The sequence below is a fragment of the Streptomyces sp. NPDC036815 genome (assembly GCF_055609205.1).
In genome coordinates this window covers 1-23,375 of sequence record NZ_JBVJPW010000025.1, presented here as the reverse complement: position 1 = coordinate 23,375, position 23,375 = coordinate 1, and the positions used below count along the sequence as shown (strand labels likewise).

Genomic DNA, 23,375 nt, shown 5'->3' with positions numbered 1-23,375 from the left:
AGGAAGGCCGTTGCACACTGAGCCTCCAGGCGGGGATGCTGCTGACGGTTGCCCCTCCATGCTCGGTCGCCACGCGGCATTGCTCTGGGACGACCCGCACCGCGTTCCGGGTGGGCAGAAATAGACGGCGGATGCTTCCGCGCAGGGACAGGGGCAGGACGAGATGCATCGATACGGAATCGACCTCGGTGAGCTGCTGCCGCCTCCCCCGCCATGGCGTCGCTTCGCCAGCGGGCCTGCGGTGGCGCTGCCCCCGGCGGACGACGAGGAGATCGAGCGACGACTGGGCCGGATCAGCGTGTTATCCGCCCGGCTCCGAACAGGTCCGGCGCGAGGCCGACATGGTGAACGCGGCCCTGCTTCTGTGCCGTCCGCTGCTGCTCAGGGGACGCCCGGAGACCGGCAAGTCCTTCCTCGCCTACCGGATCAGCAGAGAGCTGAGGCTGGGGCGCGTACTGCACTGGCACATCACAGGCCGCACCACCCTGTACTTCGGCCTCTACGAGTACGACGCGATCGGCCGCGTCCAGGACTCCGCGGCGTTACGGCCCCGGCCCCTGGCCCCGGCAGGCGGGCCCGGCGCCACCGCGAGCGGCCGGCCACCGGCGAGGAGCAGCTCCCCGACACCGGCGGCTACCCCCAACTCGGACCCCTGGGAACGGCATTGCTGCCCTACGACCTGCCCAGGGTGGTGCTCGTCGACGAGCTGGACAAGAGCGACCACGACCTGCCCAACGACCTCCTCAGCGTGTTCGAGGAAGGTCAGTTCCCGATCGCCGAGCTGGTGGAGGCGCGGCGGCTGCACCCCCGGGTGACGGTTATGACCGGCGACCCCGGCCACAGCGCCGAGATCGTCAACGGCGTCGTCAAATGCCGGACCTTCCCGGTCGTCGTCATCGCCTCCAACGGCGAACGCGAGTTCCCCCCGGCCTTCCTACACCGTTGCCTGCGGCTGCGGCTGCGGCTGCGGCTGCCCGAGCCCGACCGGCCCCAGTTCGTCGATATGGTCATGGCCCACCTGCAGGAAGCGGCCAACGGCACAACGGGCACCGAGCGCGCTGACAACCTGATCGACCGCTCCTACACAACAGCCGGGAGCGGGGCGGCCTGGCCGTGGACCAACTGCTCAACGCCGTCTACCTGGCCACCTCGCGACGCTTCCTCGGTCACGATGAGGAGGCATTGGAGGCCCTCGTGGACGCGCCGTGGCACCGGCTCGACGAAGCGGGAGGACCAATGATCGAAGTGTGAGGTCCGCCGCCACCATGCCTTGAAATGACGGACGGCGGACCCCTCCATCTACGGGACAGAGCCCGTGACCGGCAGAAGGTAGCCGCCTTGCTGCCGGTGCAGATCTTGAGTACCGGGCGCTAGCCGGCGCCCGGCTTGCAGACCTGCCCTCTCCAGTCTAGGGGCGGGTCACCGACGACACGCAGTGCGTGGTGCCGTATGTCCTGTTCACCTCAGTACGGAGAGAAGCATGCCCATTGGCATCGTCGCGATCCTGGTCACTGTGATCGTCGCGATCACCGGCTGGTGCGTATTGGCCCTGATCGAGAACCACAAGACCGACAAGCGCGACCTGGAGAAAACTGCGGAAGTCCTCAGCAAGATCGACCTGATCGTCCGCGACTTGAAGGAACTCAAGCGCGCCGCGACGGTCCTGCAGCTCAACGAACTACGAGTATTGGTCAAGGAGGTGGAGCGGGGCGCCGACCAGTGCAGCGGCGAGCTCCAGGCCAAACTGCGCACGGTCGCGGGGCTACTCCGCAAGTACGTGGCGGCGGCGGCGCCTGCCGTGGACGATGTCTGCACCGCGTACCTGACCGTCTCCCACGCTGAGGATGTACCGGCCGATCTGACAGTCGAGTTCTTGGCGTCCCGCTCCGAGGAGCAGGCACTGCTGCGACCTCAGCTGGAAGTGGCGGTCGCCAGCGCCGAGATGAGGATCCGCAGGATGCGGCGCCTGCGGCTAGAGGTGTGACGGCGCATTCACGGGTTGTGTCAACTACATGCACCGTACGGACCCTTGCGGCTCACAACGGTCGGCAGCCGCCGCATGACGCCGACCACTGCGATCTGTCGGCCGCTACCGGGCCTTGTGGCCAGGATGGTGGCCTACGGCGTGATGTGGGACGTGACGATGGTGATGTGGCGGACCCGTCCGCAGCGGGAGGTGCCGGACGACGCCATCTCACGGGTGAGCTCGATCGACCTTCTGGGCTGCCGCGCCGTCGCCCCAGTCGGCCCGGCTGTGGCCGGGCCGCTCGCCGCGGCCTTCGGCCCGGCCGTGATCGCCCTCGCCAGCGCGAGCGTGGTTCTGGTCGCGGTCGGCTTCGCCCTGTTCTCCTCGGACATCCGGACACCCCGGCGACCCGCCGCCTCAGGAGGCACCGGCCCCGGCGGCAGCTACCAGGGCGTGAGCGGATACTCCCGAGCGTTCACGCACGGCCGGCGAGCTGGCGGGCGATGAGGACGGCCGCGGTGTGACCGCGGCTCACCGGCAAGATCGAGTGGGCGAGCCAACCGGGCGCTGTAGTGGGTGGTCCATACACCGGGCCGTTCCTCGGCGAACGCAGGCCCGGCCGAAGAGGCGTTGGCCGCGAAGGTGGAGATGCGCTTCAAGACGGCGTGGTGGATGCGCTGGTGGGCCGCCGCCGGGTCGAGGCGGCGCAGCTGCGTGAAGGCGTCCAGGAGGTTGACCAGGTAGGAGGCACCACCCTCGGCGGCTGGGGCCGCGCACAGCATGACGGTGGTGAGGACCTCGCCCAGGTGCTGGAGCGTGCCGTCGCAGTGCACGTTCTGCCCGGCCCGGTTCTGGAACGGGTGCACGTCGTCCTCGGAGGCGGTCAGGTGGCTGACGCCGCCCGCGGTGTGGGCGCTGGTGGTGTACATCGGCGGGGTGAACACCGCGCCCAGGTGCAGGGAGTCGGCCAGGGCCCTCAGCTCCGCGGCGGTGGGGGCCGGGCCGGGGACGTGGAGGAGAGCGTAGCCGCGCTGGTGGTAGCTCTCGGCGATGGCGCGCCGGTCGCGCGCGGCGGGCAGCGTCCACGCGGTGGGCGCGATGGGGTGGGCCGGTTGGACGGTGAACCAGGGTAGTTGGGCAGCGGCCCGGGCGGTATCGGGAAACACGGGAGTGGGCACGGCAGGTCTCCTCGGTGGTCAGATCACGGCGGGAGCGGGCTGGAGCAGGGCAGGGTGCTGGGCGAGCAGCACGTCGATGGCCTCGCGGTGCGCACGGGCGCCACGGTCCAGGGCGCGGTCTCCCGCCTCCAGCAGCGCCAGCAGCGGGGCGAGGTACTGCTCGAGACAGAAGCGTCCACGAGCCCGGTGCAGGGCGCTGCGGTAGCCGCCGCCGGCGACCCCGTCGCCACAGGCCTGGGACAGGGCGCGGGCCAGGGCGTCGGGATCGACGGGGTCCACGACCGGCCCGATGCCCAGCGCGGACACCAGGTCGCCGGTGGCCCCGTAGCTGTCGCACACCACGGGCAGTCCGTACAGCGCGGCATCCCGCAGCCGCGGCCGGTGGCACGTCATGTTCTCCGCGGTGCGCGTCCCGGTGATCACCAGGGCACGGGCGGCCTTCACCCAGCCGTCCCGCTCCCGGTGGGCCAGCGGGCCGGTGGGCCACCGCAGCCGGCCGCCGACCCCCAGGGCCTCCGAGCGGTGCTGCAGCACGGCCCGCCGTTCGGGCGACGGCTCGTACAGCAGCCGCAGCACCGGCGCCCGCTGCCCGAGCCGGGCCAGCGCCTCCAGGACTGGGGCGGGATGGCAGTAGTCCCACACGCCGCCGTTCCACAGCAGATCGCACTGCCCGTCCTCCACCGCAGTCGCGGCCTGGGCGGCGGCCAGCGAGTGCTGGTTGAACCCGATCGGGACCAGCGACACCAGATGCCCCAGCGCCGGGTTGTGCCGGTGGTGGGCGGCGGAGAGCCGGCCGGTGGCAACCAGCGCCCCGAGCGTGGAGGCCCGCTCGGCCTCGGAGCGCACCAGCAGGTGGTCCGCGAGCATCAGTTGCAGCCGCCACCGCGCGACCGTGTCCTGGTACAGGTCCTGGGCGCCGGGGCCGCTGAGCGTGTCGAAGTGCAGGTGTTCGATGGGCGGCGCGTTCTCCACGACCAGCACGCAGCCCTGCTGCCAGGCGCGCAGCAGCAGGCGGGTGTCGGGCAGGTCGGTGCTGATGAGCACCTCGCAGCTGTCCACGACACCCTGGGCGGAGCCGCTGAGGATCCGGACGCCGGGGTGGGTGAAGTCGGAAGGGTGGGGGGCGGCGAAGGTGACGTGGTGCCCGGCGTCAGCGAGGACCTGGGCGATCTCCCACAGGCGCAGGCCGATTCCGCCCAAGCGGTCATTCGACCCGGTAGGGGCCGCACAGGATGCCGATCCGGCGGCTCACGACCGGTCCTCCTGCCAGTAGGCGCGCACCGCGGGCCAGGTGCCCAGATCGGTGAACGGCCCGACCTTCACGAACGGTGCGCCCAGCAGCGACTTCAGCTGATGGGACAGCAGTGACAGGCGCAGGGTCGCGCGGTGCAGCACCCCCAGTACCGGGGCCGCGGCCGCGCGGGAGAAGGCGTAGCCGAACCACACTGCGTTGAACCGCTTAGCCGCCTCGAGCCCCGGCTTGTCGGCGAAGTCCACCACGTGCAGCCCGGTGGGTGAGTCCTCCAGCAGCAGCGCGCCGTCGACCGCCAGGCGCTCGCGGTCCTTCTCCCAGGCGGCGAGAAACGCCGCCGGGTGACCGGCGTGAATCAGGTCCAGGATCTGCCCGATCGCTTCCGGCTCGTCGGCGTACAGGACCTGGTCGGCCAGGAGCACCAGGCTGGCCGGGCCGAACCAGTCCCCGGCGCTGATGACCGCCCTGGTGGACTCCGGGCACCGCGCGCCCTGGGCGGTGAACGCCAGCGGCACCCCTAACTCCGCACAGCGGCGCACCAGATGGCGCACGGTGGCCTCCCGGCCCTCGCCGACCACCGCGACCAGCCGCAGCCGGTCGGCGTGCGGCGCCCGCAGGTCCAGCGTGGCATCCAGCGCGGTGCGGCCCTCGCCGAGCGGCAGCAGCCCCTTGGCGACCGGCAGCCCCAGGCGGGACCCGGCCCCGGCCAGCGGCAGGATCACGGTGTCGCGCTCCGCGCTCATATCCCCGCCTCCAGGGCCGCGTCCCGCACCGCACCGATCAGCGTCGTCGCCCCGAGCGCGACGTCGGCGGCACTGATGACCAGGGGAGGGGCGAGGGTGATCACCGGGCCGAACGCGCGCACGAGCACCCCGCGCTCCTGCGCGGTCCGGCTGACGACGCCAGCCAGCTCGATCGTGGACATCTCCACGCCGATCAGCAGCCCGCGGCCACGGACCGCGCACACCCCTGCCTGCTGCGTCAACAACTGAAGCAGTGACATGAGTTGGGCGCCGCGCTCGGCAGCGGCGGTCGAAAGTTCTAGTCCTCCACCGCCTCCAGCACCGCGAGCGCGGCGGCGCGGGCCGTGGCGTGCCCCCGGTCGTGTGCCCGTGGCGCAGCCCGCCCAGCAGCGGGCCGCGGGCGAACGCCCGGTAGATGTCCTCGCGCACGGTCACCGCCGACAGCGGCACGTGCCCGCCCGTCAGACCTATGGCCGTGGTCACCAGGTCCGGCGCCGCCGGGGCATCGAGGTCATGCTCGAAGCCGAACATCCGCCCGGTGCGGCCGAACGGCGACCTCGTCGACGATCAGCAGCATCCCGTAGCGGTCGCACAGCTCGCGCAGCTCCGCCAACCGTCCCGGTGGAGGGACGAGCACGCCCCCGACACTCAGGATGGGCTCCACCATCACCGCGGCCACCCGCTCGGGACCGATCGCCCGGATCTGCGCTCCTCCCACACCGCCCGCCCCGGAATCACACAGGTGGAACCGGCGTGCGGCTCGCCCGGGGCGCAGACCGTGCAGTGCGGGGTGGCCAGATGGGCGTAGCCCTCAGGCAGCGGCCCCGGCATCAGGGAAGCGATCTTGGCGGCGAGCAGCGCCGCCGGGACGGTGGTAGCTTCGGCCAGGTCCCAGGTCGACAGACGCTCCGCCTGCTCGCGGATCGCCTCCGTCACGCCCGGGTGCCCGTAGCCGAGGATCGCATTCAGCGTCCCCGCGCGCAGGTCGAGGTAACTGCGGTCCCGGTCAGCACTGACCCAGCACCCGCGCCCCTCCACCAGAACCAGTTGCTCCAGCGCACCGTGCACGGTGCGCCAGGGATGCCCCAGGTGCGCCGTGTCGGCCGCCCGTAACGCAGCACGGGACTCGGTGATCGTCATCATCGCTCCGGAGGGGGCTGAGTGGGATCCGCTGCTGTGGCAGCGGGGCGGCGCCGGCCGCTGAGCGGCACGAGCGCGGCTTCGAAGAGCCGGTCGGCGATCTCCTTGGCCAGCTCGGCGGGGGCTCGTTCGGTGCTGTCCAGGACCAGCAGGCGCTCATGGCGGCGGCCCATCCCCTGGACGTGGAAGGCGTGGAAACGGTCGGTGAAGTCCTGCTCGGCGACGGTCCGCTCGTCCCTCACGTCGATGTGCTCTCGGCCTTGACGCCGCCGCGCAGCGCGCGCCTCCGGCGAGGCGTGCAGGTAGACGGCCAGGTCGAACGGGGCCAGGGCCTTTGGCCAGCGCAGCGTCAGCGCGGCCGCCGGCCATGCCGAACGCCACCGTTCGGTCTCCGTAGCTGTCCTGAATGATCATCGCGTCGTTCGGCCGCGGCGGAACGACGGGTAAGAGCAGCGCGTCGAGGTAGAACCCGCCCAACAGGTAGGCGGTGGTGGTCCACCAACTGTCCGGCTGCCGGGCAGAGGACAGACGGCGCAGCCAGCGTTCCAGCGGATGACGCGGACACAGCATTCCGCGGTGCCGGACGGCTAGAACGCCGCGGACCGCCAGCTCGTCGACCAGCGCGTGAACGAGGGTGGTATTGCCCGCCAGATCGACACCGTCCACCAGGACGCGCGCTCTACGCGGCGAACGCGACCGCTGCGTGCGGCGCGCAGCAGCCAGCAGCTCGGACACGCGAGGAGGGTGCCGAGGCACGGGCGACGCCGGGTACATGCGAACTCCAAGGAGAACGGGGCCTGGTCGGCGGGGACTGGAAGTGCGGGAGAGGAAGCGGGGGCAGTGGCGCCGCTGTGCGGTCGAACGGGAGGCTCACAGTGCACGCCGCTCATCGTGAGGGTGCGCGTTGCGTACGGATGGCGAAGGGCGCGCCGACCAGACGGGCGGCCTGGCGGGCCGCGGCTTAGAGATCACCCGTGCTGGGGCCGTCACCTGGGAGTGGTACACCGAGAAGGTGCCCAGTGCCACCGGGACCAGTCGCGTGACGCTCTACCGGCTGGCAGGAGTTTCCGGCGCGATCGGCGAGGGGCTCCGGAGCCACGGCCCCGCGGCTCCTGGGAGCCCGGCGTGATCAGCGTGGTCATCCCACGCGCAACCGGCCCGCCCTCCTTCAGGAAGCCCTGACGAGCCTGGCCGGCCAGACGGGGGCAGGACTTCGAGGCAGTCGTCGTCAATGACGGCGGCCACAACTTGGCCAGGACGCTGCGTCCGTGGCAGCGAAGACTGAACCTGACCCTCGTGGAACTGCCCGAGCACGGCGGAGTGTTCCGGGCACGCAACGAGGGCGTCAACCGCGCCTCCGGGGAGTACGTCGCATTCCTGGATGACGACGACCTGTTCACCCCCACGCACTTGGAGACCGCCCACAAGGCACTTTTCTCGGAACCCGCCGATTTCGTCTATCTGGGCGCGCTGGTGTCCGGCCGGCGGCTGAGTGGCCTTCCCGACGACATGTCCGGCGCGACGCTCAAGGCGTACGACTTCGACGACGACTTCCTGCTGGTGGCCAACTACATCCACACGGGGTCCGTGGTGGTGCGCAGCTTCCGGGGTGCCGGTGTCCGGTTCGACGAGGCACTGACCCATTGCGAGGACTGGGATATGTGGCTGACCCTACGGCGCCGCCTCGGCTACCGGGTTCGCTTCGTCAACGAGGTGACCTCGATCTACCACCAACTGCATGACAGCGACGGGCTGGTGGCCTCGGCCCAACTCACCGTGCCGAGCCCCTTCACCGTGGTCAGGGAACGGCTCCACGCAGCCTGGCCCACCAAGGACCCGCGCTTGCTCGCGTTCAGGAACTGGATGACCGCCTGCGAGGACCGGCGCAACCACAACATCAAGAACGACATCCCCATCCCGCACCACCTGTTCGATGCGATCCTGCGGGACCTCCACAGTTGGTTCACGGAGGGCAGGGAGCCGGACCACCGGCTCATACCCCGTTACTTCCAGGAGCCCGCATGACCGCCACGCCGACACCCGCGGGCGGTACCGCCTGTGTCTACTGCCGACGTATCGCCGAGGCAGGGAACGGCTACCCGGTACGCGACGCTGCCGCAGATCTGGGATCCCCCGCCCCTCGCTGCACTGGCGCTACACCTGCGCGGCCTGCCACGCTCCCAGCCATTTCATGGCCACCGCCTACTGCCCGGACACCGCCTACTTCTACTGCCGCGACTGTGCCGCCGGAGTGGATGTTGTGGACGAGCCCTTCTGGTCCTGGTCGTACTACTTCCGCTACCGCTCGCCATGGACGAGCATTCCCCAACCCTCCCTGGACCGCCTGGAGTTCCACGCCAGCAGAGACGGCCGGCAGGCGGCTGGACAGCGTGCCCTGCAGAACACGATCCGCAGCGTGACGATAGCCGACAAACCTCGGTGATAGGGAATTCCTAGCACTAAGTGATGCGGCGTCAAGTAGCTGTTGATAGGACATTCCTTGAGGCTTTGCTCCCTTTAAAGCGCGCTAATCTCTGCGTTCTGCTCTCCCTCGGTGATGCAAACTTGCTTGTCTGAGGGGAACTTCGAGTGCGAGAGGGGAACTCTGTGAAGCCACACCGGTTGTGGACCCAGTCTCTTCACCAGAACCCACCGCGCGCACATTCGTACGGAAGGCTACGTGAATCGTAAGAGCTGGCGTATCCGCACCGCCGTCATCTCGGCAGCCGTCGCAGGTGCCGTAGCCGTACCCGGCGTCGGCGCGGCAAACGCTGCAGCAGCCCTCGACGGCAGCCGGGCGAAGGCGCCGAACGCTCAGACCTCCCCGCTGGCCACCAACAGGCTCAGCTTGGAAGACGAGCAACTGGAACAGCTCGGCTCCGAAGATGAAGTCTTCGTAGGAATCGAGAATGCCTTCGCTGTCATCGACGCCATCCCCGCTGATGTCCTGGAGAAGGGGCAGGAGGCCGTGGAGCAGTGGCTGTAGAAGGAGCTGGCGGCCACCGACGGTGAAGCCTCGGCAAGCCGAAAATTCAGCGGCACCAAGTGCGCGGCGGGAATCCTTCAAGCCATCGGTTCCAACATCTTCGCCGTCGTCAAGATCTACAAGATGAAGAAGGTGATCGATCAGCTCGGCGGCATCAAAAAGGTCGTCAAAAAGATCCGCGACAAGAAGAAGGGCAAAACATTCAAGAAGGGTATTACGGAGGTCTTTGAAGAGGCCGGAGCTGGGCTGGGCGCCATATCCATCGGATTCTTGGGAGTCGACGGCGTCATCAAGAACTGCTGGTAAGGGGAGCCGGTGAACACGCTGGCAGAGGCTTTGCGTTGGGCATTCATATGCGGAACAGTCGTTCTCCTGGTCGCATGCATCACCACAGCCACCCGGAAGCGGTCCGAAGGAGCAAGCTGGGGCACGATCATCGCCCATATAGAGAACAAGTGGCTCAGCGCTGAAAAGGCTCTCCTCGCTATTTTCGCCGGGTACTTCGGTTCGCGGGTCGCGGAACACATCGGAGGATCACCCCCTGGTACGGAAGAATGCCTCACGATCCTCTTCCCGCTAGGCGTCGTTGCCGCAGTCGTCGCGACCCGACTCACAGTGAAAAGAACCGACCGCGCCACGTGGATTAACCTACTAGCACTCGTCGCCGCACCCATAGCACTCGGAGCCGTCACGACAGGCTGGTAGGGAGGATGCCCCAGCTGTTCCCGCACTGACGGAGCCAGCTGGGGCATTCCTTCTGACACCGTATGCCCCCACTCACCAACCATCGACAGCGGCTTCACTACAACCCCGGCCTCCCTGGCGCTCTCACCCCGCAAATGGACTCCTTGCGCCACATAGAATTGCGGCCGCTCTGGTCTGGCAGTTCCCGGCGGGCAAGGTCGACGTTTAATCCAGGCGCCTATTCGCCGTCGATTCGCCGCACCGACTTCCGCGCCCACGGCAGCCGATCCGACACCGTGTACAGCAGCTCGTTCATCTCCCCGGCGATCGCACGGCCTCCCTCCAGGGTGTGCTCCTGGCCCATGGCGACCTCCAGCTCGTGGCCGCGCCATATGACCTCCGGGAAGCGATTACACTCCACCCGCAGCGACCACACGGGCAGGAACGTCGGCTCCCCCGCCGGGCGTCAGTGTCGAACTCCACCAGCCGGGAGGGATCCAGCCGCTCGGCGGCGGCGCGCATGGACTCCGCCGTCAGGTCCGGGCGGGCGGGGGATATGCGGATTAGTGAACAGGGGATCGAAGTCCTCAGTCACGACGACCACCCGCCACCCGACCGAGCGCCTGCAGCTGCGCCTCGAAGGCGGCCACCCGGCCGGTTGCCGCATCCGCCTCGGCGGGCGACAGGTACAGCGCCTGCACATCCTCAAAGTCGACTGCGACGAACGGCGCCCGCTCCTCTACCGTGCCACTGTCCGACGCGATCACCTGCGTCGACGCCAACAGCTGCAAGGAGCCGCCTTGCCGCGGCACCAGCAGATCCACCGCGGTAGACGCATGCGACACGTCGACGAGGAACCGCTGAACCGCTCGTTCTTTGCCACATGATCGGTGACATACCATTCTGGGCAGTACACGTCGCAGCGCTGACCGTCGACCAGGGCCGGTCGGAGACGAGGCTCGGGAGAGGCCGTGTCGGGCGCCTCCGGAACACTCCCAGGGGATGCCGGAGGCGGCGGCGAAGCCGCGTCAGCGTTGCTTACTCGCACTCCCATATGTACTAAGGTCATTGATGAAGCCTTCTCTCTGATACGGAGCGGGTTGAACTGATCAGCGGTTGCACCCGCTGGTTGCGGCGGCCGGGCGGAAGTCCGGCCGTTTCGCGTTCTCGGAACCTACCTGGACGTCAGGTATAAAGACACAACGATTGCGGCGGGGCCCGGCAGGGCCGATCTACACGAAGCCCAGCACAGACGCGGAAGTGGATGTAGAGATGCCCTTTCAGAAGGCTGGTCTGGCCTCGCGCTCCCCGGCGCAAAACGTAAACACCCGAGACAGCACCTACACGCACACCCCTCCACGACGTATCCAACTTGGCCGGAAGTGCTCGACGTTGGGACGCTAAGCCCGGATCACCCCTCGCGCGCGTAGACACGAAGCGACGCCCGACTGGAGTACGCGAAGCGGATTGCCGCACCCAGGTGGCCGCGGGACGCTGGGCGTGGCAACGAGGAGGACCGCTATGGCCTGGGTCGACCGGCAGCACATCCCCGCCCTCGAGCAGGACTGGCGGTACGCGCGGCTCCTCAACCTGACGAAGCGACTCCTGGAGGCCCGGATGCCCGCCTGCGGGAACTGCGCCGACGGGGCCATCACCGTGGTGGACGCCGATGGGAACGAGACCACCGTCGAGTGCGATGCGTGCGGCGGCAGCGGAGAAGTCGAGACAATGGTCGACAACGAAGACGACGGACAGGCCGGCGGGCGGTAGCGAGTGCAGGCGCGTGCGCCATTCACGTGCCCCCGTTGGCCGGTTCACACGCTGGTCGACCCTTCAACCGGGCCCCACCCTGGCGACGTCAGCTGACGACCACAGGGGGCCCATGGCGATCTTCGGCAACGACAACTCGGAACTGCTACGGCAGATGATCGACCAGCTCGGACGGATCAGTACAGACCTGGCCGCACTCAAACAGCAAGCCGCAGACCAGCAACTCGCCATTGACCAGATCCGGCAGGACGCGACCGCCGCCATCAACACCGGGCTCACCGAGAACCGAGCCGTGAGCCGCGACGGGCTCGCGCCCGCGACACGATCGGCGACCCGCTCACCCGCATCAGCACCGAACTCGTCGCTATCCGCAGCAGCGTCAACGGACTCGACGGCCAGTTGAACGCGCGGGCAGAGCATGTGCCGCCGGTCCCGCGGTCGACTCCTGAGTCAGCGCCAGAGCCGACTCCGACACAGCCTTCGGAACCCGTCGAGGACGCCGACAATGAGCGCGTCATCGGCTTCGCCGAGCCCGTCGACTACGACCCTGCCATGCCCGACGACGAGATCCTTACAGCCGCAGCCGCAGCCGCAGCCGCAGCCGCAGCCGCAGCCGCAGCCGCAGCCGTCGTCGCCCACGCCACCCTCGAAGCCCACCGAGACACCTGGGCATTCCTTGTCTAGACCGCTGGGAATGCCGAGCACTTCCACATCCCAGACGCCGTCAATGACGAGGACGGCTTCGTCGAAGTCCGCCTCTCCGGACCCAGCCTCGTCGCCGCGATCATCAGCCTCGCCCACGTCACCCGCAACACCGACAGCCCCGTCACCCGTGCCATCGCCGGACACATCCAAAACAAGATCACCCGGTCGGTGCAGGCCATCATCGACCGCCCCCGCACCATCGGCACATCCGTCCGCATCACCATCGACGACCAAGCACAAGCAGACGACGACCGAGACGAGCCTTAACAGCGAGATGCCCCCGCACCGGATCGGTGCGGGGGCATCGGTACGCCAGGAAGACCGAGAAGGCGGCGCCAGGTACCCCCACACCGGCCCGCACGTGCGGGCCGGTGTGGGGTGCGTCCCGGCGGGGGTGGGGTAAGGAGTGGGGTCGATTTCTCTGCTGCCCAAAAAGCGAAGGCGGTGCGCTAGAAGGATTCCCGTATCGCTATATCGGAAATTTCTTGTGGATCTTGGAATGGAAATGCATGTAGGGCCCCGGAATAGTGGAAGGGTCTCAATCTGAGATCTCGCAAACTAAATCGGGAGAAGGGTGTATTCGCGTGCGTCCCAACCGAGCGTTCACAGCTAAACTGGCTGCCACCGCAGCGGTAGCCGTTGTCTTCACCGCAGCCCCCGCTGACGCCTCCATCCACAAGAGCAAGCCCAAGTCATGGCATTGCGAGTTCGACCAGGCCTGCACGAAAAACACCCGCAGTGGGCCCGGATCGGCTAAGGTGTATCGCTGGTTCCTCGCTGACTTTGAACACACACTGATCCGCGTGGGCAACCGCAAGTACGGGCTCGAGCACATCAAGCGCGGTGGCTCCACCGGCAACAAGGCCAACCACCCCTATAACGGCTACGCGATGAGCCTGTGGGACAAGGCGATCAACAACTACGCCAGGGGTAGCAAGGGCAGCGTCAACGCAGTGTCCACCACCCACACCTATAAGTTCGGGCGCGGGAAGAAGAAGCGCACCATGTGTGTAGTCACGATGCACCGCAACCTTAACCACGAGGGCAAGAACTACGGCAAAACAGGCATCTGGACCGCCTACTGGGTCAAGGGGCACGTAGGCTGGAAGGGCTGCAAGAAGGGCTGACCAGGGCAGGGGCGCGCAGAGTGAATCCATGGCAAGAAGGCGACCGGGTGATTTCCACCGTCCCCACCGACAACCCGGGCAACCTCGTGGGCCAAGTAGTCATGATTACCGCCCACGACGACATCCTGGTCGACTTCGAGGACAGCAGCGGCGGGTACGCACCCGGGGAACTCGCTCCCGCCCCGGACGCCCCGGACGCAAAGACTTGGCTGGACATCCCCTACCGGCGCCTCAAGGAAGGACGCAAGCAGCCAGTCACCGCCACACCCGAGGAACTCCAGGCCATCGCCTTCACCGCCCACAGCGCCGACCAGGTGCACGCCACAGGCCCCCAAGGGCACCGCCTGCGCCTCCTTGACATCGGCGAACGCATTGCCGACTTCACCCCGCCCGCCCTGCCCACCCAGCCCCCAGCCGACTGGTACGACCCCGGGAACCCGCCGCCCGCCGCCGCACCCGTGCACGCACACCTCGCCTGGGCCTTGAAACAGACAGCCCGCTTCGCCGGCGCACAGGGCGATCTGCCCCTACTCCACGGCTGCGAGACCACCCCCGCCAACGACACAGCCGACCTGCTGATGTCCTACCAGACCCGCCACTGGCGAGTACGCCTGCCACTGGTCTGGCCCGAGCCCGGCGACCACACAATCGGCCCCCTGTACAACCTTGCCTTCCACCTCGACGACCTGTTCACCGACGGCCAAGCCCTCAAGGAAACCCCACCTCGCCGACGCCGTCCCGACACCCCCTACATGGACGGCAACGTCATCTACCCCTATGGCAACCCCACCGCACAGCGATAGCCCCGCGCGCAGGCGCCGTGCACGAGCGCTTAGCTCAGTACGCACTGAGTAACTTCCGTAGCCCTCGTTTCTCTGGCGGCAGGGGTGGTGGCCCGCTGCCGTAACGACTACATCGAGCCGTCGGCCCCAGGCCGGGTCGGGCGGCTGGTGGGCAAGGCGGTCCAGGACTTCGAGGACCAGTTCTGCCGCAGCAGGATGGAGCGGATCTCACACGCGACGCGGTCGCGCCTGGAGGACCTGGTCGCCGGCAGCCAGGACGAGACGGGCGAGGGAGCGGAGGCCAGGATGCGGTGTCGGCCAGCGGGCGTTCGCATTTCGGCGAGCTGAAGGCCGGCCCGGGGGCGCCGGGCCTGGAGAGCCTGCTGGCGGAGGTGAACAAGCTTCAGTGGATGCGGCGGCTGGAGTTGCCCGCGGACATGTTCGCGCACGTGTCGGAGAAGCTGGTGGACGCGTGGCGGGCGCGGGCGTCGAAGGAGGACCCGGCGAACCTGGAGCGGATGAAGCCGCCGCGGCGCCTGGCACTGCTGGCGGCGCTGTGTCATGTGCGGCAGACGGAGATCTCCGACGCGCTGGTGGACCTGTTCATCCAGCTGGTGCTGAAGATCAACACCCGGGCGGAGCGGAAGGTCGACAAGGGGTTGAACGCCGAGCTGAAGAAGGTCCGGGGCAAGGAGCGGATGCTGCTGCGGGCCGCGGAGGCAGCGCTGTCCGAGCCGTCCGACACCGTGCGGCGGGTGATCTATCCGGTGGTCGGCGGGGAGAAGACGCTGAAGGCGCTGGCGGCGGAGGCTGCGGCGAACGAGGCCCGCTACAAGGCGAGGGTCCGCACGGTGCTGCGGTCGTCGTACCGATGTCGATGCGCCCGGAGCGAGGCCGACGGTGGCGATGCAGACGAGGGCGAGGAACAGCCTGCCAACGGCGGTCACGCGGTAGCCACCGCCCTTGCCGACCCCGTCCTCGTCTCCCTGCGCATTGCGGGACAGGGTGATGCGGATGTAAACGGTGTCTACGGCGTGGCCGTCTTGCGCCAGGAGATGCGCGACGTCAATTGGTGCTACGCCGGGCTGGAGCGTGGATGATGCGGCCAGGATGAGCGCGCTCTTTGAGGCATCAGCAGGCAACAGCGGGGGCGGCCGAGGTGCGAGCTCCTCGCCCCGCGCATCGCGGTCCGCATCAGCTGCATCACGTGATGCGTGTGCTGCAACATGCGGGCGCATCGCCGGTCTGTTCGGAGCTGGGCGGGACCGGGGTAGCGAGAGGCTCGTGCGTGTACGTCTATGCACCTCCCGCGCCTCTTCGGTCAGAGACATCGCCATGTTCATGCGGGAGGCGGCGGAGCTGAGGTATGGGCGTGCTGGCCCGACCGTGCCCCCGTGCTGCGACACGGCAAGGAGGAAGGTGGTTGTCTAAGGCGCCTGACGACACCTCAGACAACCACTCCCCTTCTTTCCATGGGCAGTGTAGTGATCATCTTCGGTTGTCTTGGCCCAACGCGCCTTGACCCCGAAATTCGCCCGGTGTCCGCCATCGATGGCTGAGCCCCACTATTCGAGGTTACGCTGCTTGTCTGTCCTCTTGTCAGGTTTGCCATTAAGGGCGGCGTTGATCGGCCTGCACGACGTGATGTTGTGAGTCCTGAAACAAGTGGAGACCCTTCAGAGCAGGATGCAAGAGCGTGCGGTTTATCCAGGTCGCAGGATGTCAAAGAGCCGTTTGTGGCCATCCGATGAGGCGTGCACCGATGACCGCGGTCTGGAGTGTGTACCGGCCAATGGGGTCGGTCGGGTCGATTCCGGTGAGGGCCTGAGCACGGTTGAGGCGGTACCTCAAGGCTCGAACGCTCAAGGATAGCTGGCGTGCCGCTTGCACAGTGACACACCCGGAATCGAAGTACCGAGCGAGAGTTTCGACCAGAGGAGCTGCTCCACCGCGGGCTTGTTCCAGAGGCTGGAGTGTGCCGAGAACAAGGTCGGCCAGGGCCTGTTGGTCGCGCATAAGGAGGAGGAATATCGAGAGATCAGCTGCTCGCAGCACGGTGGAGTTGAAGCCCATGCGGTCGGCTACTTCCAGCGTTCGGAGCGCTTCCTCATAACTGTGAGCCGCGCCTGAAGCCCCGGGATGTGGCTGACCGATGGCCGTTCGTCCTCCCTTGAGGGCGGAATGCGCTAGCTTGGCGAAGCAGTTGAGTATCTCAGTCCGGTTGGCGGGGGCGACGCATACCAAGCGATGGTTCTTCGCGGTCATCAGGAGATGACGGTCGCCGAAGCGGGCGACGAGTTTATTGTCCACGCTTCGGAGTGCTCGGTTGTTGTCTTTGTGGGGGAGGGGCCCTTCGGCGACTGCTACGGCGTGGGCGTGTGAAAGGAAGAAGCCGAATTGCTCCGCCCGTTTGCCGAGCCGCCCGAGATTCTCACGTCCGTGAAGCAGATCCTCGATAAAATCGTTCCATGCAGAGGTCTGCTGGTGTGCGGCCATGCGCTGTGCGGCTTCGTAACCCTCGGCGAACGCGTCCATCGCTTGCCCTGACATAACGAGAAACTGGTATATGTCGCACTGGGGCGTGATGCGAGTGCGGAAGGTATCGAAATACTCGTTTACGAGGACGCGCCATGAGTATCCGGCCCTCTCCGCCTGAGCGCCCAACGCCCGGCACGAGGTGAGTTCCTCACGACTCAGGCGACGTCCGGACGCGGCGGCACGAATGAGGGTTTCAGTGTATCCGTCGAGCAGGTGCCGAGGGTTCGGCTCCTTGGCCATGAGTGCTTCCTTAATCGGGTACGTACTTTACGTATGGATTTCGAGGACTGGTTATATCCGCCACGCGGAGGCGTAAGGCTGTGGTGGGAAGCGCATTCGGCGGAGCCTACAGAGAGCATCCGTCGATGTGCGAGCAGGCAGTGTTGTTCGGGGGGAGCAGCCGCGAGAGAGGGGTGAACCAATAACCGCCTCTATGGGCCGGCAGTATTGGGCAGTTCGTTGGTTCAGAAATTTCTTCATTCCCTCACCGCTGCGGCAGGGATGAGCGCTCATGAAAAGATGAGGCCGACCTCTTTGGTCTTCCTTGGACGATGCGCGACCGCGAAATCTCAGCAGCCCGTCCGACATCACGGATAGAACCAGTCATCCTTTCACCTGCAGCTGGGTGGACATGCTTCCGCAACAGCAGGCCGGGGATGCGGAACTAGTTGCGCCGGGTGGCGTGAACTGCAGTTGCAGTGCAGCCTCGGCGCCAATTCCCGTCGTGATCAAAGCACTGATGCTGCATCGCTTCAAGGTCCACCATAAACCGACTGACGCCCGGCGCTTAAGGCTGAAGGTTCCTCCTATCGCCCTAACGGAAATTCCTCATGGCGGCATCCGCGAGTGGTATGTAAGCTCTCAACCATGTAAGTGGTCTCGGAGTCGCTCGCGTAGAGTTAAGTAAGGTGGCGTGGCGCCAAGAATTCAGGAGCAGAGGGCGTCTGTCGAAACGGAGAGGCCTCCAAATGCGACTGGCCGAATTTCGGGAATTCGAGCCGTGGTGACCGCAACAGCTGCTGTCCCTACCTGGGTATTAGGGGCAAATACCTGATGTGGGAAGGCGAATTGAATTCAGCAATAATAACGACCATTGCTAAACTTTGAGGGTTCGACTCGAATCGCGTTGGAATTAAAGAATCATCAATCGATGATCTGTACCATCAAGTACATGGCAGCCCTATCGAGTGCGTGAATCCCCCTGCCGGCACGTGCTCGAGGACGAGGAGGAGACGACGTGAACGCGCAGCTGATCACGAGTGACCTCGCCGCCACTGAGGCCGACGTCTCGGCCGCCACCATCCGCAAGTGGGTCCAGCTTGGCCACCTCGAGGCAGCCGGGCGGCAGGGGCGGCGCTCGATGTACCGCTTGGAGGACGTGTTCGCCGCGGAGTGGTGTGTACGTCGGGCGGCGAGGGCGAAGACGTCAAGGCTGCGATGAATACGGTTCGCGTGCTGTTGGTGGATGACCATCCGGTGATCCTTGTCGGCCTGCGGGCAATGCTCGGCTCGGTCGAGGACCTGGTGGTTGTGGGGGAGGCCGCTGGTGGTGCTGAAGCGGTCGCGATGGCTCGGGAGCTCGCTCCCGACGTGGTTCTTCTCGATCTGTGTATGCCGGGGGTCGGCGGAATTGATGCCACGCTTCAATTGACCCGCACTGTGTCTTCCACGCGGGTCCTCGTGCTGACGAACTATGACTCCGACGAGTTAGTGCTCGGTGCATTGCAGGCCGGTGCGGCAGGGCTTCTCCTGAAGACGTCGACGCCCCGGGAAATCATCTCATCTGTGCGCTCCGTGGCAGCCGGTACAAGTGTTCTCTCGTACGCCGTGATGAAGCGCTTCGTGAGCCGCCCCGCGGTGGGCGCGCGGATTCCAATGGCGACGGAACTGGCCGCGAAAGTTGCGTCGTTCGGCGAGGGCGAGGCGAAGGTCCTCGCGCTGGTCGGGGCGGGGATGAGCAACAAGGAGATATCCGATGCGTTGCACCTGTCGCTGACCAGTGTCAAGACGTACGTGTCGCGGATCCTGCGGCGGCTCGGGCTCGACAATCGGACACAAGCCGCGATCCTCGCGTATGAGCTGGGGCTCACGGAGGAGGGGGCGCGGCGAGGGTGGCTCCCGCGCTGATCGGGCCGGACAAAAGTTGACGGTGACTGTCTCCCTTTGAGGTGGGCTGTCTCCCTTGGTGGAGCCTGGGGTTGTTCGGTGAGCGGAACGCTGAATCGGGGGGCCAGTTCCGTACAACCGAAGGGAGCTGCCGTGCATGTCGAGAGCGTCGGGAAGGTTCAAGGAGTCGCGGACGCCAACGAAGCCGTCGAGCTCGGCAACTGCGAAGACCCAGGAGCCACCGAGACCATGGGAGACAGCGAATTATGCGACCTGGTTCGCCACGGAGATCCGAATGCATTCCACGCACTGTGGGAGCGGCATCTGCGAACGGCGAACCAATGCGCTCTGCGCTGTACGCGCGGTAATACAGCCGATGCCGACGATGCCGTTTCCGAGGCCATGCTCGGCCTGTTGCTGGCACTGCGTCGCGGTCACGGCCCTGAGGGGCACGTCGCGGCCTATGTGAGGGTCTCCGTCCGCCGTGCGGCCGCCCGTGTCACCGAACAGCGACACCGCGAGGTTCCCGTCGCCGAACTTCCCGAACGGCCTAGTGACAACAGCAGCTGGGAGACTGCATACTTCGACGCTGCCTGTGCATGGGAGGCTTATCTCGTGCTCCCCGAACAGCGTCGCACCGTGATACGGCTGTTTGCCCTGGAAGGGGAGAAGGCGGGTCGGGTCGGTGACTGGTTTGGTATCACTTCGTCCGCTGCGTCCTCTCTTATCTATCGGTCCAAAGAGGTATTACGTGCAGAGTTTTTGCGCCGTCATGTGAGCCCCGCGAGCGCGGAATGCGCGGACATCATGGACCGGGTCGTGGCGGTCCTGCGGGGACGTTCACCACGGCGGCATGCCACGGCCGTTGCCCTGCACCTCCGTGGCTGCGCGGCGTGCCGAGAGGGGCGTCTGCATTTGTACGACATCAACGCTGAGCTGCCGAGCCAAAGCAGCCGGGGCGACTGGTAGGCGGTTGAGGCGGGTCGCCTCCCATGTCTGCGCTGTCCGAACAGGGTGCAGCGGCTGGTGGATGCCGACCGGATGCGTCCCATCACGGCCAGTGAGAGCCGGGCGGCACTCGGCGATATCCCTCGGTCCGTCCGGGTCCGCAACCGGCGGCCTGCGGACCCGGATGCGCAGGTCCGTTCCTGGCTGGCCGACCCCGCCAACCGCATTCTGGTCCGCCGGGAGACCAGTGCCCACGGGCCGGCCGGGTAGCCGGTCTGGCTGAGCTTGGAGAGCCGCGTGTTCGGCACGGTCGTGCGGGCCGGGGCTTTCACCAACGGCACCAGGCTGTCCGCGGGCCGCAGAATACGGGTCTCGACGAGCCGGTCGACGAACTCGGCCGCATCATCAGTGTCCCGGGACAGTTCCCGCGCGAAGCGGGCAACCAGCCAGTTTCGGTCCACCGGCTCCTCGATGCCGGTGAGCACAGGGAGGCAGCGCGCGTCGGGCAGCCGGAACGTCCGCCCTTCCAACAGGAGGTCGCATACTGGCCGTTCCTCCAGCCGGATGCGCATGAACTCATTGAGTGAATACTTCACCGGCGAGTCTCTTCCGGGCCCTCAAGACAAAAGAATGAAGGCCATAGCAGGGTTGAGCAGCCGCGCGTTACCGATTTTCGAAGCGACGGCACGCTCGTCGACTGAATAGCCGGATAAGGATCGTCGTATTCGCATTCCGCGTACTCTCTGAAAAGCCATGGTCCCAGTCGTTCCGGGAAGCTCCGGATTCTCTATATGTCATCCGCATCACCCAAGGAGAAGTACGCCCGAACAGATGCTGTAAGGAATGAGGGATGCCGAGGGGGTTGCACCGGAAGACTGGGGCCCGGATTATTGTCCGACTCCATCAGGGCTGCCCATGCAGGCGCAGGCAGCTCTGCTTCAGGAGCATCCCCTCGGGCGGGCACACACAGCCTTGCTTCAGGGCTGCAATAGGATGGATCTCGGAAAGCTCCAGCTCAAATTCCGAAGAGACTCCTTTAATTGCCCCTTGGCGCGTGCATCATTCTCTCGCAGCTGAGCATCCATGGGCATTCCTCTCGATTTGCGCGAACGGGGTCGCATTTTCTTTTCACGGAATCCGGCATCCATGATCGCCTTGCCCTCCCTTCAAGGCGCATGTCAACTTCTTCTGTTGTGGCAAAGTTTCATAATTATGAAAGGCGAACCTGAAGGTTCCTGTCGGGTTGGGCTGGGGGATCCCGGCACCTGCATTGCGGCAGATGGTGAAGCATTCGTTAACATCGCCGCATGCTTCTCATACGCGAGATGACACTGGACGATGTCGACGCAGTGGCCGAAGTGCGGGTGCGCGGCTGGCAGGCTGCCTATACGGGACTAATGCCGCAGCCCTATCTGGATTCGATGTCCGTGACGGAAGACGCCAAGCAGCGCCGTGTGTTCCTGGAACGCGGCACCGGTGCCATGGCCAACTGGGTCGCCGAACGTGCGGGTCAGGTCGTGGGGTGGGCCTGCTTCGGGCCTCACTCGGAGCCCGAAGGGCCGCCGCGCGGCGGCGAGTTGTACGCCATGTACGTGCTGCCTGAGCAGCAATCCACAGGGGTCGGTACGGCGCTGATGGACAAGGTCGTCTCCGAGGCCCACCGCCGTGGCCTGCTCTGGGTAAGGCTCTGGGTCCTCCAGAGAAACGCCCCCGCACGGCGCTTCTACGAGTGGAAGGGCTTCCGCCTCGATGGCAACGAGGAGAGCTCCGACATCGACGGAACCTTCGTACCAGAGGTGCGCTACGAGCTATCCCTGACCGCCACAGGGGCGTAGGCACCCCCACCGGTGATCCCGCCGGGGACGAGTCCTCCTCCACACCCGCCTCGCCCGCGTCCGCCCCAGTGACCGAGACCGCCTCATCGCCGGACAAGATCTCGGTCATCGTTTACCGCGTGATCTCCAGCCGGGACAACACCTCCTCCCGGTCAGCGAGACGCCTGATTAATTCCTCGATCTGGTCGCGCAGTTGGACGATCTCCTCCCGTGCAGCGGCCTCCCGCCGGTCGAGCTCCTCTAGCCACGACACCATTGCCGCCTCCAAGACCACGTCCTGGGACACGACGATCCGCCCTCCGAGCACGAACGGCAACGGCGCACGGCATCACCAGCTCACTGCAGAAAAGACGCACCCGTATCGTTTCAGGGTTCTGGAGCGGGACTCTTTGGGGAGCATCAGAGCGGAATTTATAGGAGTCATTCATGCTGATCAACATCCTCACGATCTCCGGATCGCTCCTGACCGCCGCCTCCGTTGCGTTCGCCGGCTACCAGTTGGTGCTGAACCGCCGCGAGCGGCAAGCGCAGTTCCTCTTCGACACCAACGTTTGGTTACTCTCCGACCCAGCCGTCCGTGCCTTCTACTACCGCCTCGACTACAACAGGTGGACGTTCGATCCCGACACCTTCAGGCTTAGCCCCGAAGAAGAGCTGCTCGATCGGCTGCTCCACACCTTCGACATGGTCCAGCGCTTCGTCGAGTCCGGTCTGCTCCGACCTGCCCACATGACCATGCTCCAAATGGATATGCCGCAGGTCTTGAATAACCCCGAGGTTCAGAAGTACTTCGCCTGGCTCGATACAGAATTCCCCGGCTTGGAGAATCCTCCCTATGCGGCGGCCCGCCGCCTGGCAGCAGCCCTCCCCCCCTACGCGTAAGCCCATGCGTCACAGAGGCTGGAGCGCGTCACCGCGGAATCCCCTGCCGCAACAGTAGAGCCGAAAGTGGTCACGCCGGAGCTACTTGTCACTTCGTGGCAGCTTCGGGATGTCGCACACCGGCATGGGCACGACCACGGAAACAGATTTGCCTACTGACAAGTCACGCCCATTCGTCGAATCAAGATCGACAGCGCAGGCGGTGTGGGTCACGGCGTGACCCGCTGCGGGGGTCAAGTCGATCGCACGGGCACGCCTGAAGCCGCATTTCATGCAGGCAAGGTCGTCCCTCCAAAGGAGCTGCACCCATCCGGGATACGAGTAAGGACCGCATGGGGCGGGCCTGTTGGTTTCCTGGCATGCTGGATCTGCGGCCTATCAGCGGTCTGATAGCGCCTTAGGAGCTGGTTACACCATCCCCAGGTCATGCACTCGACAAGGGGAATTAGGGAATGCCAACTCCGAAGGCTGGTAACTCCGTTGCGGGGCCACGAAGGCAGAAACGGAGGGCAGCCGCCCTTCGCCGTCGGTCGACGTGTCAGCCCTTGCTGATCTCCCAGAAGCGGAAGACCGTCGACGCGTCGAGGCAGGACTCCAGGCCGTAGACGCTGTCGCGGACGACCGCGTACTGCTTGGCTTGCCAGACCGGCAGGACGGGCAGCTGCTGAGCCACGATGTCCTGCAGCTCGCCGTACTGCTTGTCGGTCTTGGTGCGGTCGCTCTCCGTGGCGGT

General features: G+C 66.3%; 29 protein-coding genes and 3 pseudogenes. 17 read left to right on the top strand and 15 right to left on the bottom strand.

Annotated features, from left to right (window positions below; all coding sequences use genetic code 11):
- The first annotated feature begins 664 nt into the window (after positions 1 to 664).
- Positions 665 to 1,240 carry a hypothetical protein gene (locus tag ACZ69I_RS33870; protein WP_470836408.1) on the top strand — a complete coding sequence of 192 codons (576 nt, stop codon included), beginning with the start codon at positions 665 to 667 and terminating at the stop codon, positions 1,238 to 1,240.
- A gap of 240 nt (positions 1,241 to 1,480) precedes the next feature.
- Positions 1,481 to 1,984, top strand: a complete 504-nt coding sequence (locus tag ACZ69I_RS33865) for a hypothetical protein (RefSeq protein ID WP_467681705.1) — start codon at positions 1,481 to 1,483, stop codon at positions 1,982 to 1,984.
- A gap of 134 nt (positions 1,985 to 2,118) precedes the next feature.
- Here the strand turns inward: ACZ69I_RS33865 and ACZ69I_RS33860 are convergent, their stop codons facing one another.
- The 9 genes and pseudogenes from ACZ69I_RS33860 to ACZ69I_RS33820 all read right to left on the bottom strand — a co-directional run bounded on the left by ACZ69I_RS33860 (position 2,119) and on the right by ACZ69I_RS33820 (position 6,521).
- A complete protein-coding gene (locus tag ACZ69I_RS33860) occupies positions 2,119 to 2,358 on the bottom strand; it encodes a hypothetical protein (RefSeq protein WP_467681703.1) in 240 nt (79 codons plus the stop codon).
- A 51-nt stretch (positions 2,359 to 2,409) separates the two neighbouring features.
- Entirely contained in the window at positions 2,410 to 3,144 is a 735-nt protein-coding gene (locus ACZ69I_RS33855) for a TauD/TfdA family dioxygenase (protein ID WP_467681701.1), read from the bottom strand.
- Between the two features lie 18 nt (positions 3,145 to 3,162).
- Positions 3,163 to 4,344 (bottom strand): glycosyltransferase family protein, encoded by a 1,182-nt coding sequence (locus ACZ69I_RS33850; protein ID WP_467681699.1) that lies wholly within the window; start codon positions 4,342 to 4,344, stop codon positions 3,163 to 3,165.
- Between the two features lie 48 nt (positions 4,345 to 4,392).
- A complete protein-coding gene (locus ACZ69I_RS33845; RefSeq protein ID WP_467681879.1) occupies positions 4,393 to 5,139 on the bottom strand; it encodes a hypothetical protein in 747 nt (248 codons plus the stop codon).
- Positions 5,136 to 5,399, bottom strand: coding sequence for an aminotransferase class III-fold pyridoxal phosphate-dependent enzyme (locus ACZ69I_RS33840; RefSeq protein ID WP_467681877.1), 264 nt, complete (start codon positions 5,397 to 5,399; stop codon positions 5,136 to 5,138). Before ACZ69I_RS33840 ends, ACZ69I_RS33845 begins: the two co-directional genes overlap by 4 nt.
- Positions 5,400 to 5,544: 145 nt before the next feature.
- Positions 5,545 to 5,670 (bottom strand): annotated as a pseudogene (locus ACZ69I_RS33835) (hypothetical protein); the annotation flags it as partial.
- Positions 5,651 to 5,806 carry an aminotransferase class III-fold pyridoxal phosphate-dependent enzyme gene (locus ACZ69I_RS33830; protein WP_467681697.1) on the bottom strand — a complete coding sequence of 52 codons (156 nt, stop codon included), beginning with the start codon at positions 5,804 to 5,806 and terminating at the stop codon, positions 5,651 to 5,653. The gene ACZ69I_RS33830 and the pseudogene ACZ69I_RS33835, both read right to left, overlap by 20 nt.
- A complete protein-coding gene (locus ACZ69I_RS33825) occupies positions 5,806 to 6,282 on the bottom strand; it encodes an aminotransferase class III-fold pyridoxal phosphate-dependent enzyme (protein WP_470836406.1) in 477 nt (158 codons plus the stop codon). The genes ACZ69I_RS33830 and ACZ69I_RS33825 overlap by 1 nt, the downstream gene beginning before the upstream one ends.
- Positions 6,279 to 6,521, bottom strand: coding sequence for a hypothetical protein (locus ACZ69I_RS33820; RefSeq protein ID WP_467681693.1), 243 nt, complete (start codon positions 6,519 to 6,521; stop codon positions 6,279 to 6,281). The genes ACZ69I_RS33825 and ACZ69I_RS33820 overlap by 4 nt, the downstream gene beginning before the upstream one ends.
- Positions 6,522 to 7,494: 973 nt before the next feature.
- On the opposite strand from ACZ69I_RS33820, the pseudogene ACZ69I_RS33815 reads away from it, so the two are divergent.
- The 5 genes and pseudogenes from ACZ69I_RS33815 to ACZ69I_RS33795 all read left to right on the top strand — a co-directional run.
- Positions 7,495 to 8,304, top strand: a pseudogene (locus ACZ69I_RS33815) (glycosyltransferase family 2 protein); the annotation flags it as partial.
- 166 nt (positions 8,305 to 8,470) lie between these two features.
- Positions 8,471 to 8,722 (top strand): hypothetical protein, encoded by a 252-nt coding sequence (locus ACZ69I_RS33810; protein ID WP_467681691.1) that lies wholly within the window; start codon positions 8,471 to 8,473, stop codon positions 8,720 to 8,722.
- 237 nt (positions 8,723 to 8,959) lie between these two features.
- Positions 8,960 to 9,265: a hypothetical protein gene (locus ACZ69I_RS33805; RefSeq protein WP_467681689.1), complete on the top strand. Its 306-nt coding sequence runs from the start codon at positions 8,960 to 8,962 to the stop codon at positions 9,263 to 9,265.
- A 123-nt stretch (positions 9,266 to 9,388) separates the two neighbouring features.
- Positions 9,389 to 9,571, top strand: coding sequence for a hypothetical protein (locus ACZ69I_RS33800; RefSeq protein WP_467681687.1), 183 nt, complete (start codon positions 9,389 to 9,391; stop codon positions 9,569 to 9,571).
- Positions 9,572 to 9,580: 9 nt separating this feature from the next.
- On the top strand, positions 9,581 to 9,970 hold the full coding sequence (locus ACZ69I_RS33795) for a hypothetical protein (protein ID WP_467681685.1): 390 nt from the start codon (positions 9,581 to 9,583) through the stop codon (positions 9,968 to 9,970).
- 217 nt (positions 9,971 to 10,187) lie between these two features.
- Here ACZ69I_RS33795 and ACZ69I_RS33790 read toward each other — a convergent pair whose 3' ends face one another.
- Both ACZ69I_RS33790 and ACZ69I_RS33785 read right to left on the bottom strand, forming a co-directional pair.
- Positions 10,188 to 10,370, bottom strand: a complete 183-nt coding sequence (locus ACZ69I_RS33790; protein ID WP_467681683.1) for a hypothetical protein — start codon at positions 10,368 to 10,370, stop codon at positions 10,188 to 10,190.
- A 166-nt stretch (positions 10,371 to 10,536) separates the two neighbouring features.
- Positions 10,537 to 10,851 (bottom strand): DUF6907 domain-containing protein, encoded by a 315-nt coding sequence (locus ACZ69I_RS33785; protein WP_467681681.1) that lies wholly within the window; start codon positions 10,849 to 10,851, stop codon positions 10,537 to 10,539.
- Between the two features lie 619 nt (positions 10,852 to 11,470).
- Here ACZ69I_RS33785 and ACZ69I_RS33780 point away from each other — a divergent pair.
- Together ACZ69I_RS33780 and ACZ69I_RS33775 are read left to right on the top strand one after the other, a co-directional pair.
- Complete coding sequence (locus ACZ69I_RS33780) at positions 11,471 to 11,719, top strand: hypothetical protein (protein WP_467681679.1); 249 nt, start codon at positions 11,471 to 11,473, stop codon at positions 11,717 to 11,719.
- A gap of 112 nt (positions 11,720 to 11,831) precedes the next feature.
- A complete protein-coding gene (locus tag ACZ69I_RS33775) occupies positions 11,832 to 12,122 on the top strand; it encodes a hypothetical protein (protein WP_467681677.1) in 291 nt (96 codons plus the stop codon).
- A gap of 47 nt (positions 12,123 to 12,169) precedes the next feature.
- Here the strand turns inward: ACZ69I_RS33775 and ACZ69I_RS33770 are convergent, their stop codons facing one another.
- The gene (locus tag ACZ69I_RS33770) at positions 12,170 to 12,658 is read right to left on the bottom strand and encodes a hypothetical protein (protein ID WP_470836405.1); all 489 of its coding nucleotides are present in this window, start codon (positions 12,656 to 12,658) and stop codon (positions 12,170 to 12,172) included.
- 350 nt (positions 12,659 to 13,008) lie between these two features.
- On the opposite strand from ACZ69I_RS33770, the gene ACZ69I_RS33765 reads away from it, so the two are divergent.
- The 3 genes from ACZ69I_RS33765 to ACZ69I_RS33755 all read left to right on the top strand — a co-directional run bounded on the left by ACZ69I_RS33765 (position 13,009) and on the right by ACZ69I_RS33755 (position 15,433).
- Complete coding sequence (locus ACZ69I_RS33765; protein ID WP_467681673.1) at positions 13,009 to 13,551, top strand: hypothetical protein; 543 nt, start codon at positions 13,009 to 13,011, stop codon at positions 13,549 to 13,551.
- Between the two features lie 47 nt (positions 13,552 to 13,598).
- A complete protein-coding gene (locus tag ACZ69I_RS33760; protein WP_467681671.1) occupies positions 13,599 to 14,354 on the top strand; it encodes a hypothetical protein in 756 nt (251 codons plus the stop codon).
- A 290-nt stretch (positions 14,355 to 14,644) separates the two neighbouring features.
- Complete coding sequence (locus ACZ69I_RS33755; protein WP_467681667.1) at positions 14,645 to 15,433, top strand: hypothetical protein; 789 nt, start codon at positions 14,645 to 14,647, stop codon at positions 15,431 to 15,433.
- Between the two features lie 622 nt (positions 15,434 to 16,055).
- Here ACZ69I_RS33755 and ACZ69I_RS33750 read toward each other — a convergent pair.
- The gene (locus ACZ69I_RS33750) at positions 16,056 to 17,111 is read right to left on the bottom strand and encodes a PucR family transcriptional regulator (protein WP_467681665.1); all 1,056 of its coding nucleotides are present in this window, start codon (positions 17,109 to 17,111) and stop codon (positions 16,056 to 16,058) included.
- Positions 17,112 to 18,108: 997 nt separating this feature from the next.
- Here ACZ69I_RS33750 and ACZ69I_RS33745 point away from each other — a divergent pair.
- The 4 genes from ACZ69I_RS33745 to ACZ69I_RS33730 all read left to right on the top strand — a co-directional run bounded on the left by ACZ69I_RS33745 (position 18,109) and on the right by ACZ69I_RS33730 (position 21,760).
- Positions 18,109 to 18,312, top strand: coding sequence for a hypothetical protein (locus ACZ69I_RS33745; RefSeq protein ID WP_467681663.1), 204 nt, complete (start codon positions 18,109 to 18,111; stop codon positions 18,310 to 18,312).
- Entirely contained in the window at positions 18,309 to 18,998 is a 690-nt protein-coding gene (locus tag ACZ69I_RS33740) for a response regulator (protein ID WP_467681661.1), read from the top strand. Before ACZ69I_RS33745 ends, ACZ69I_RS33740 begins: the two co-directional genes overlap by 4 nt.
- Before the next feature lie 132 nt (positions 18,999 to 19,130).
- The gene (locus ACZ69I_RS33735) at positions 19,131 to 19,946 is read left to right on the top strand and encodes an RNA polymerase sigma factor (protein WP_470836403.1); all 816 of its coding nucleotides are present in this window, start codon (positions 19,131 to 19,133) and stop codon (positions 19,944 to 19,946) included.
- A 1,286-nt stretch (positions 19,947 to 21,232) separates the two neighbouring features.
- Positions 21,233 to 21,760 carry a GNAT family N-acetyltransferase gene (locus ACZ69I_RS33730; RefSeq protein ID WP_467681657.1) on the top strand — a complete coding sequence of 176 codons (528 nt, stop codon included), beginning with the start codon at positions 21,233 to 21,235 and terminating at the stop codon, positions 21,758 to 21,760.
- Positions 21,761 to 21,872: 112 nt separating this feature from the next.
- On the opposite strand, the gene ACZ69I_RS33725 is transcribed toward ACZ69I_RS33730, so the two are convergent.
- Positions 21,873 to 22,076, bottom strand: a complete 204-nt coding sequence (locus tag ACZ69I_RS33725) for a hypothetical protein (RefSeq protein ID WP_470836402.1) — start codon at positions 22,074 to 22,076, stop codon at positions 21,873 to 21,875.
- A 110-nt stretch (positions 22,077 to 22,186) separates the two neighbouring features.
- Here ACZ69I_RS33725 and ACZ69I_RS33720 point away from each other — a divergent pair, with 110 nt between their 5' ends.
- Positions 22,187 to 22,642 carry a hypothetical protein gene (locus ACZ69I_RS33720; RefSeq protein WP_467681655.1) on the top strand — a complete coding sequence of 152 codons (456 nt, stop codon included), beginning with the start codon at positions 22,187 to 22,189 and terminating at the stop codon, positions 22,640 to 22,642.
- A gap of 538 nt (positions 22,643 to 23,180) precedes the next feature.
- Here ACZ69I_RS33720 and ACZ69I_RS33715 read toward each other — a convergent pair.
- A pseudogene (locus ACZ69I_RS33715) lies at positions 23,181 to 23,375 on the bottom strand (ABC transporter substrate-binding protein); the annotation flags it as partial.

Bases quoted from the DNA above. Each gene is read 5' to 3' on its own strand.
- ACZ69I_RS33825 (WP_470836406.1), bottom strand. From the start codon at position 6,282: ATGATGACGATCACCGAGTCCCGTGCTGCGTTACGGGCGGCCGACACG.
- ACZ69I_RS33720 (WP_467681655.1), top strand. From the start codon at position 22,187: ATGCTGATCAACATCCTCACGATCTCCGGATCGCTCCTGACCGCCGCC.
- ACZ69I_RS33860 (WP_467681703.1), bottom strand. From the start codon at position 2,358: ATGTCCGAGGAGAACAGGGCGAAGCCGACCGCGACCAGAACCACGCTC.
- ACZ69I_RS33840 (WP_467681877.1), bottom strand. From the start codon at position 5,399: ATGTCACTGCTTCAGTTGTTGACGCAGCAGGCAGGGGTGTGCGCGGTC.
- ACZ69I_RS33785 (WP_467681681.1), bottom strand. From the start codon at position 10,851: ATGGTATGTCACCGATCATGTGGCAAAGAACGAGCGGTTCAGCGGTTC.
- ACZ69I_RS33810 (WP_467681691.1), top strand. From the start codon at position 8,471: ATGGCCACCGCCTACTGCCCGGACACCGCCTACTTCTACTGCCGCGAC.
- ACZ69I_RS33830 (WP_467681697.1), bottom strand. From the start codon at position 5,806: ATGGTGGAGCCCATCCTGAGTGTCGGGGGCGTGCTCGTCCCTCCACCG.
- ACZ69I_RS33865 (WP_467681705.1), top strand. From the start codon at position 1,481: ATGCCCATTGGCATCGTCGCGATCCTGGTCACTGTGATCGTCGCGATC.
- ACZ69I_RS33800 (WP_467681687.1), top strand. From the start codon at position 9,389: ATGAAGAAGGTGATCGATCAGCTCGGCGGCATCAAAAAGGTCGTCAAA.
- ACZ69I_RS33775 (WP_467681677.1), top strand. From the start codon at position 11,832: ATGGCGATCTTCGGCAACGACAACTCGGAACTGCTACGGCAGATGATC.
- ACZ69I_RS33750 (WP_467681665.1), bottom strand. From the start codon at position 17,111: ATGGCCAAGGAGCCGAACCCTCGGCACCTGCTCGACGGATACACTGAA.
- ACZ69I_RS33740 (WP_467681661.1), top strand. From the start codon at position 18,309: ATGAATACGGTTCGCGTGCTGTTGGTGGATGACCATCCGGTGATCCTT.
- ACZ69I_RS33780 (WP_467681679.1), top strand. From the start codon at position 11,471: ATGGCCTGGGTCGACCGGCAGCACATCCCCGCCCTCGAGCAGGACTGG.
- ACZ69I_RS33730 (WP_467681657.1), top strand. From the start codon at position 21,233: ATGCTTCTCATACGCGAGATGACACTGGACGATGTCGACGCAGTGGCC.
- ACZ69I_RS33845 (WP_467681879.1), bottom strand. From the start codon at position 5,139: ATGAGCGCGGAGCGCGACACCGTGATCCTGCCGCTGGCCGGGGCCGGG.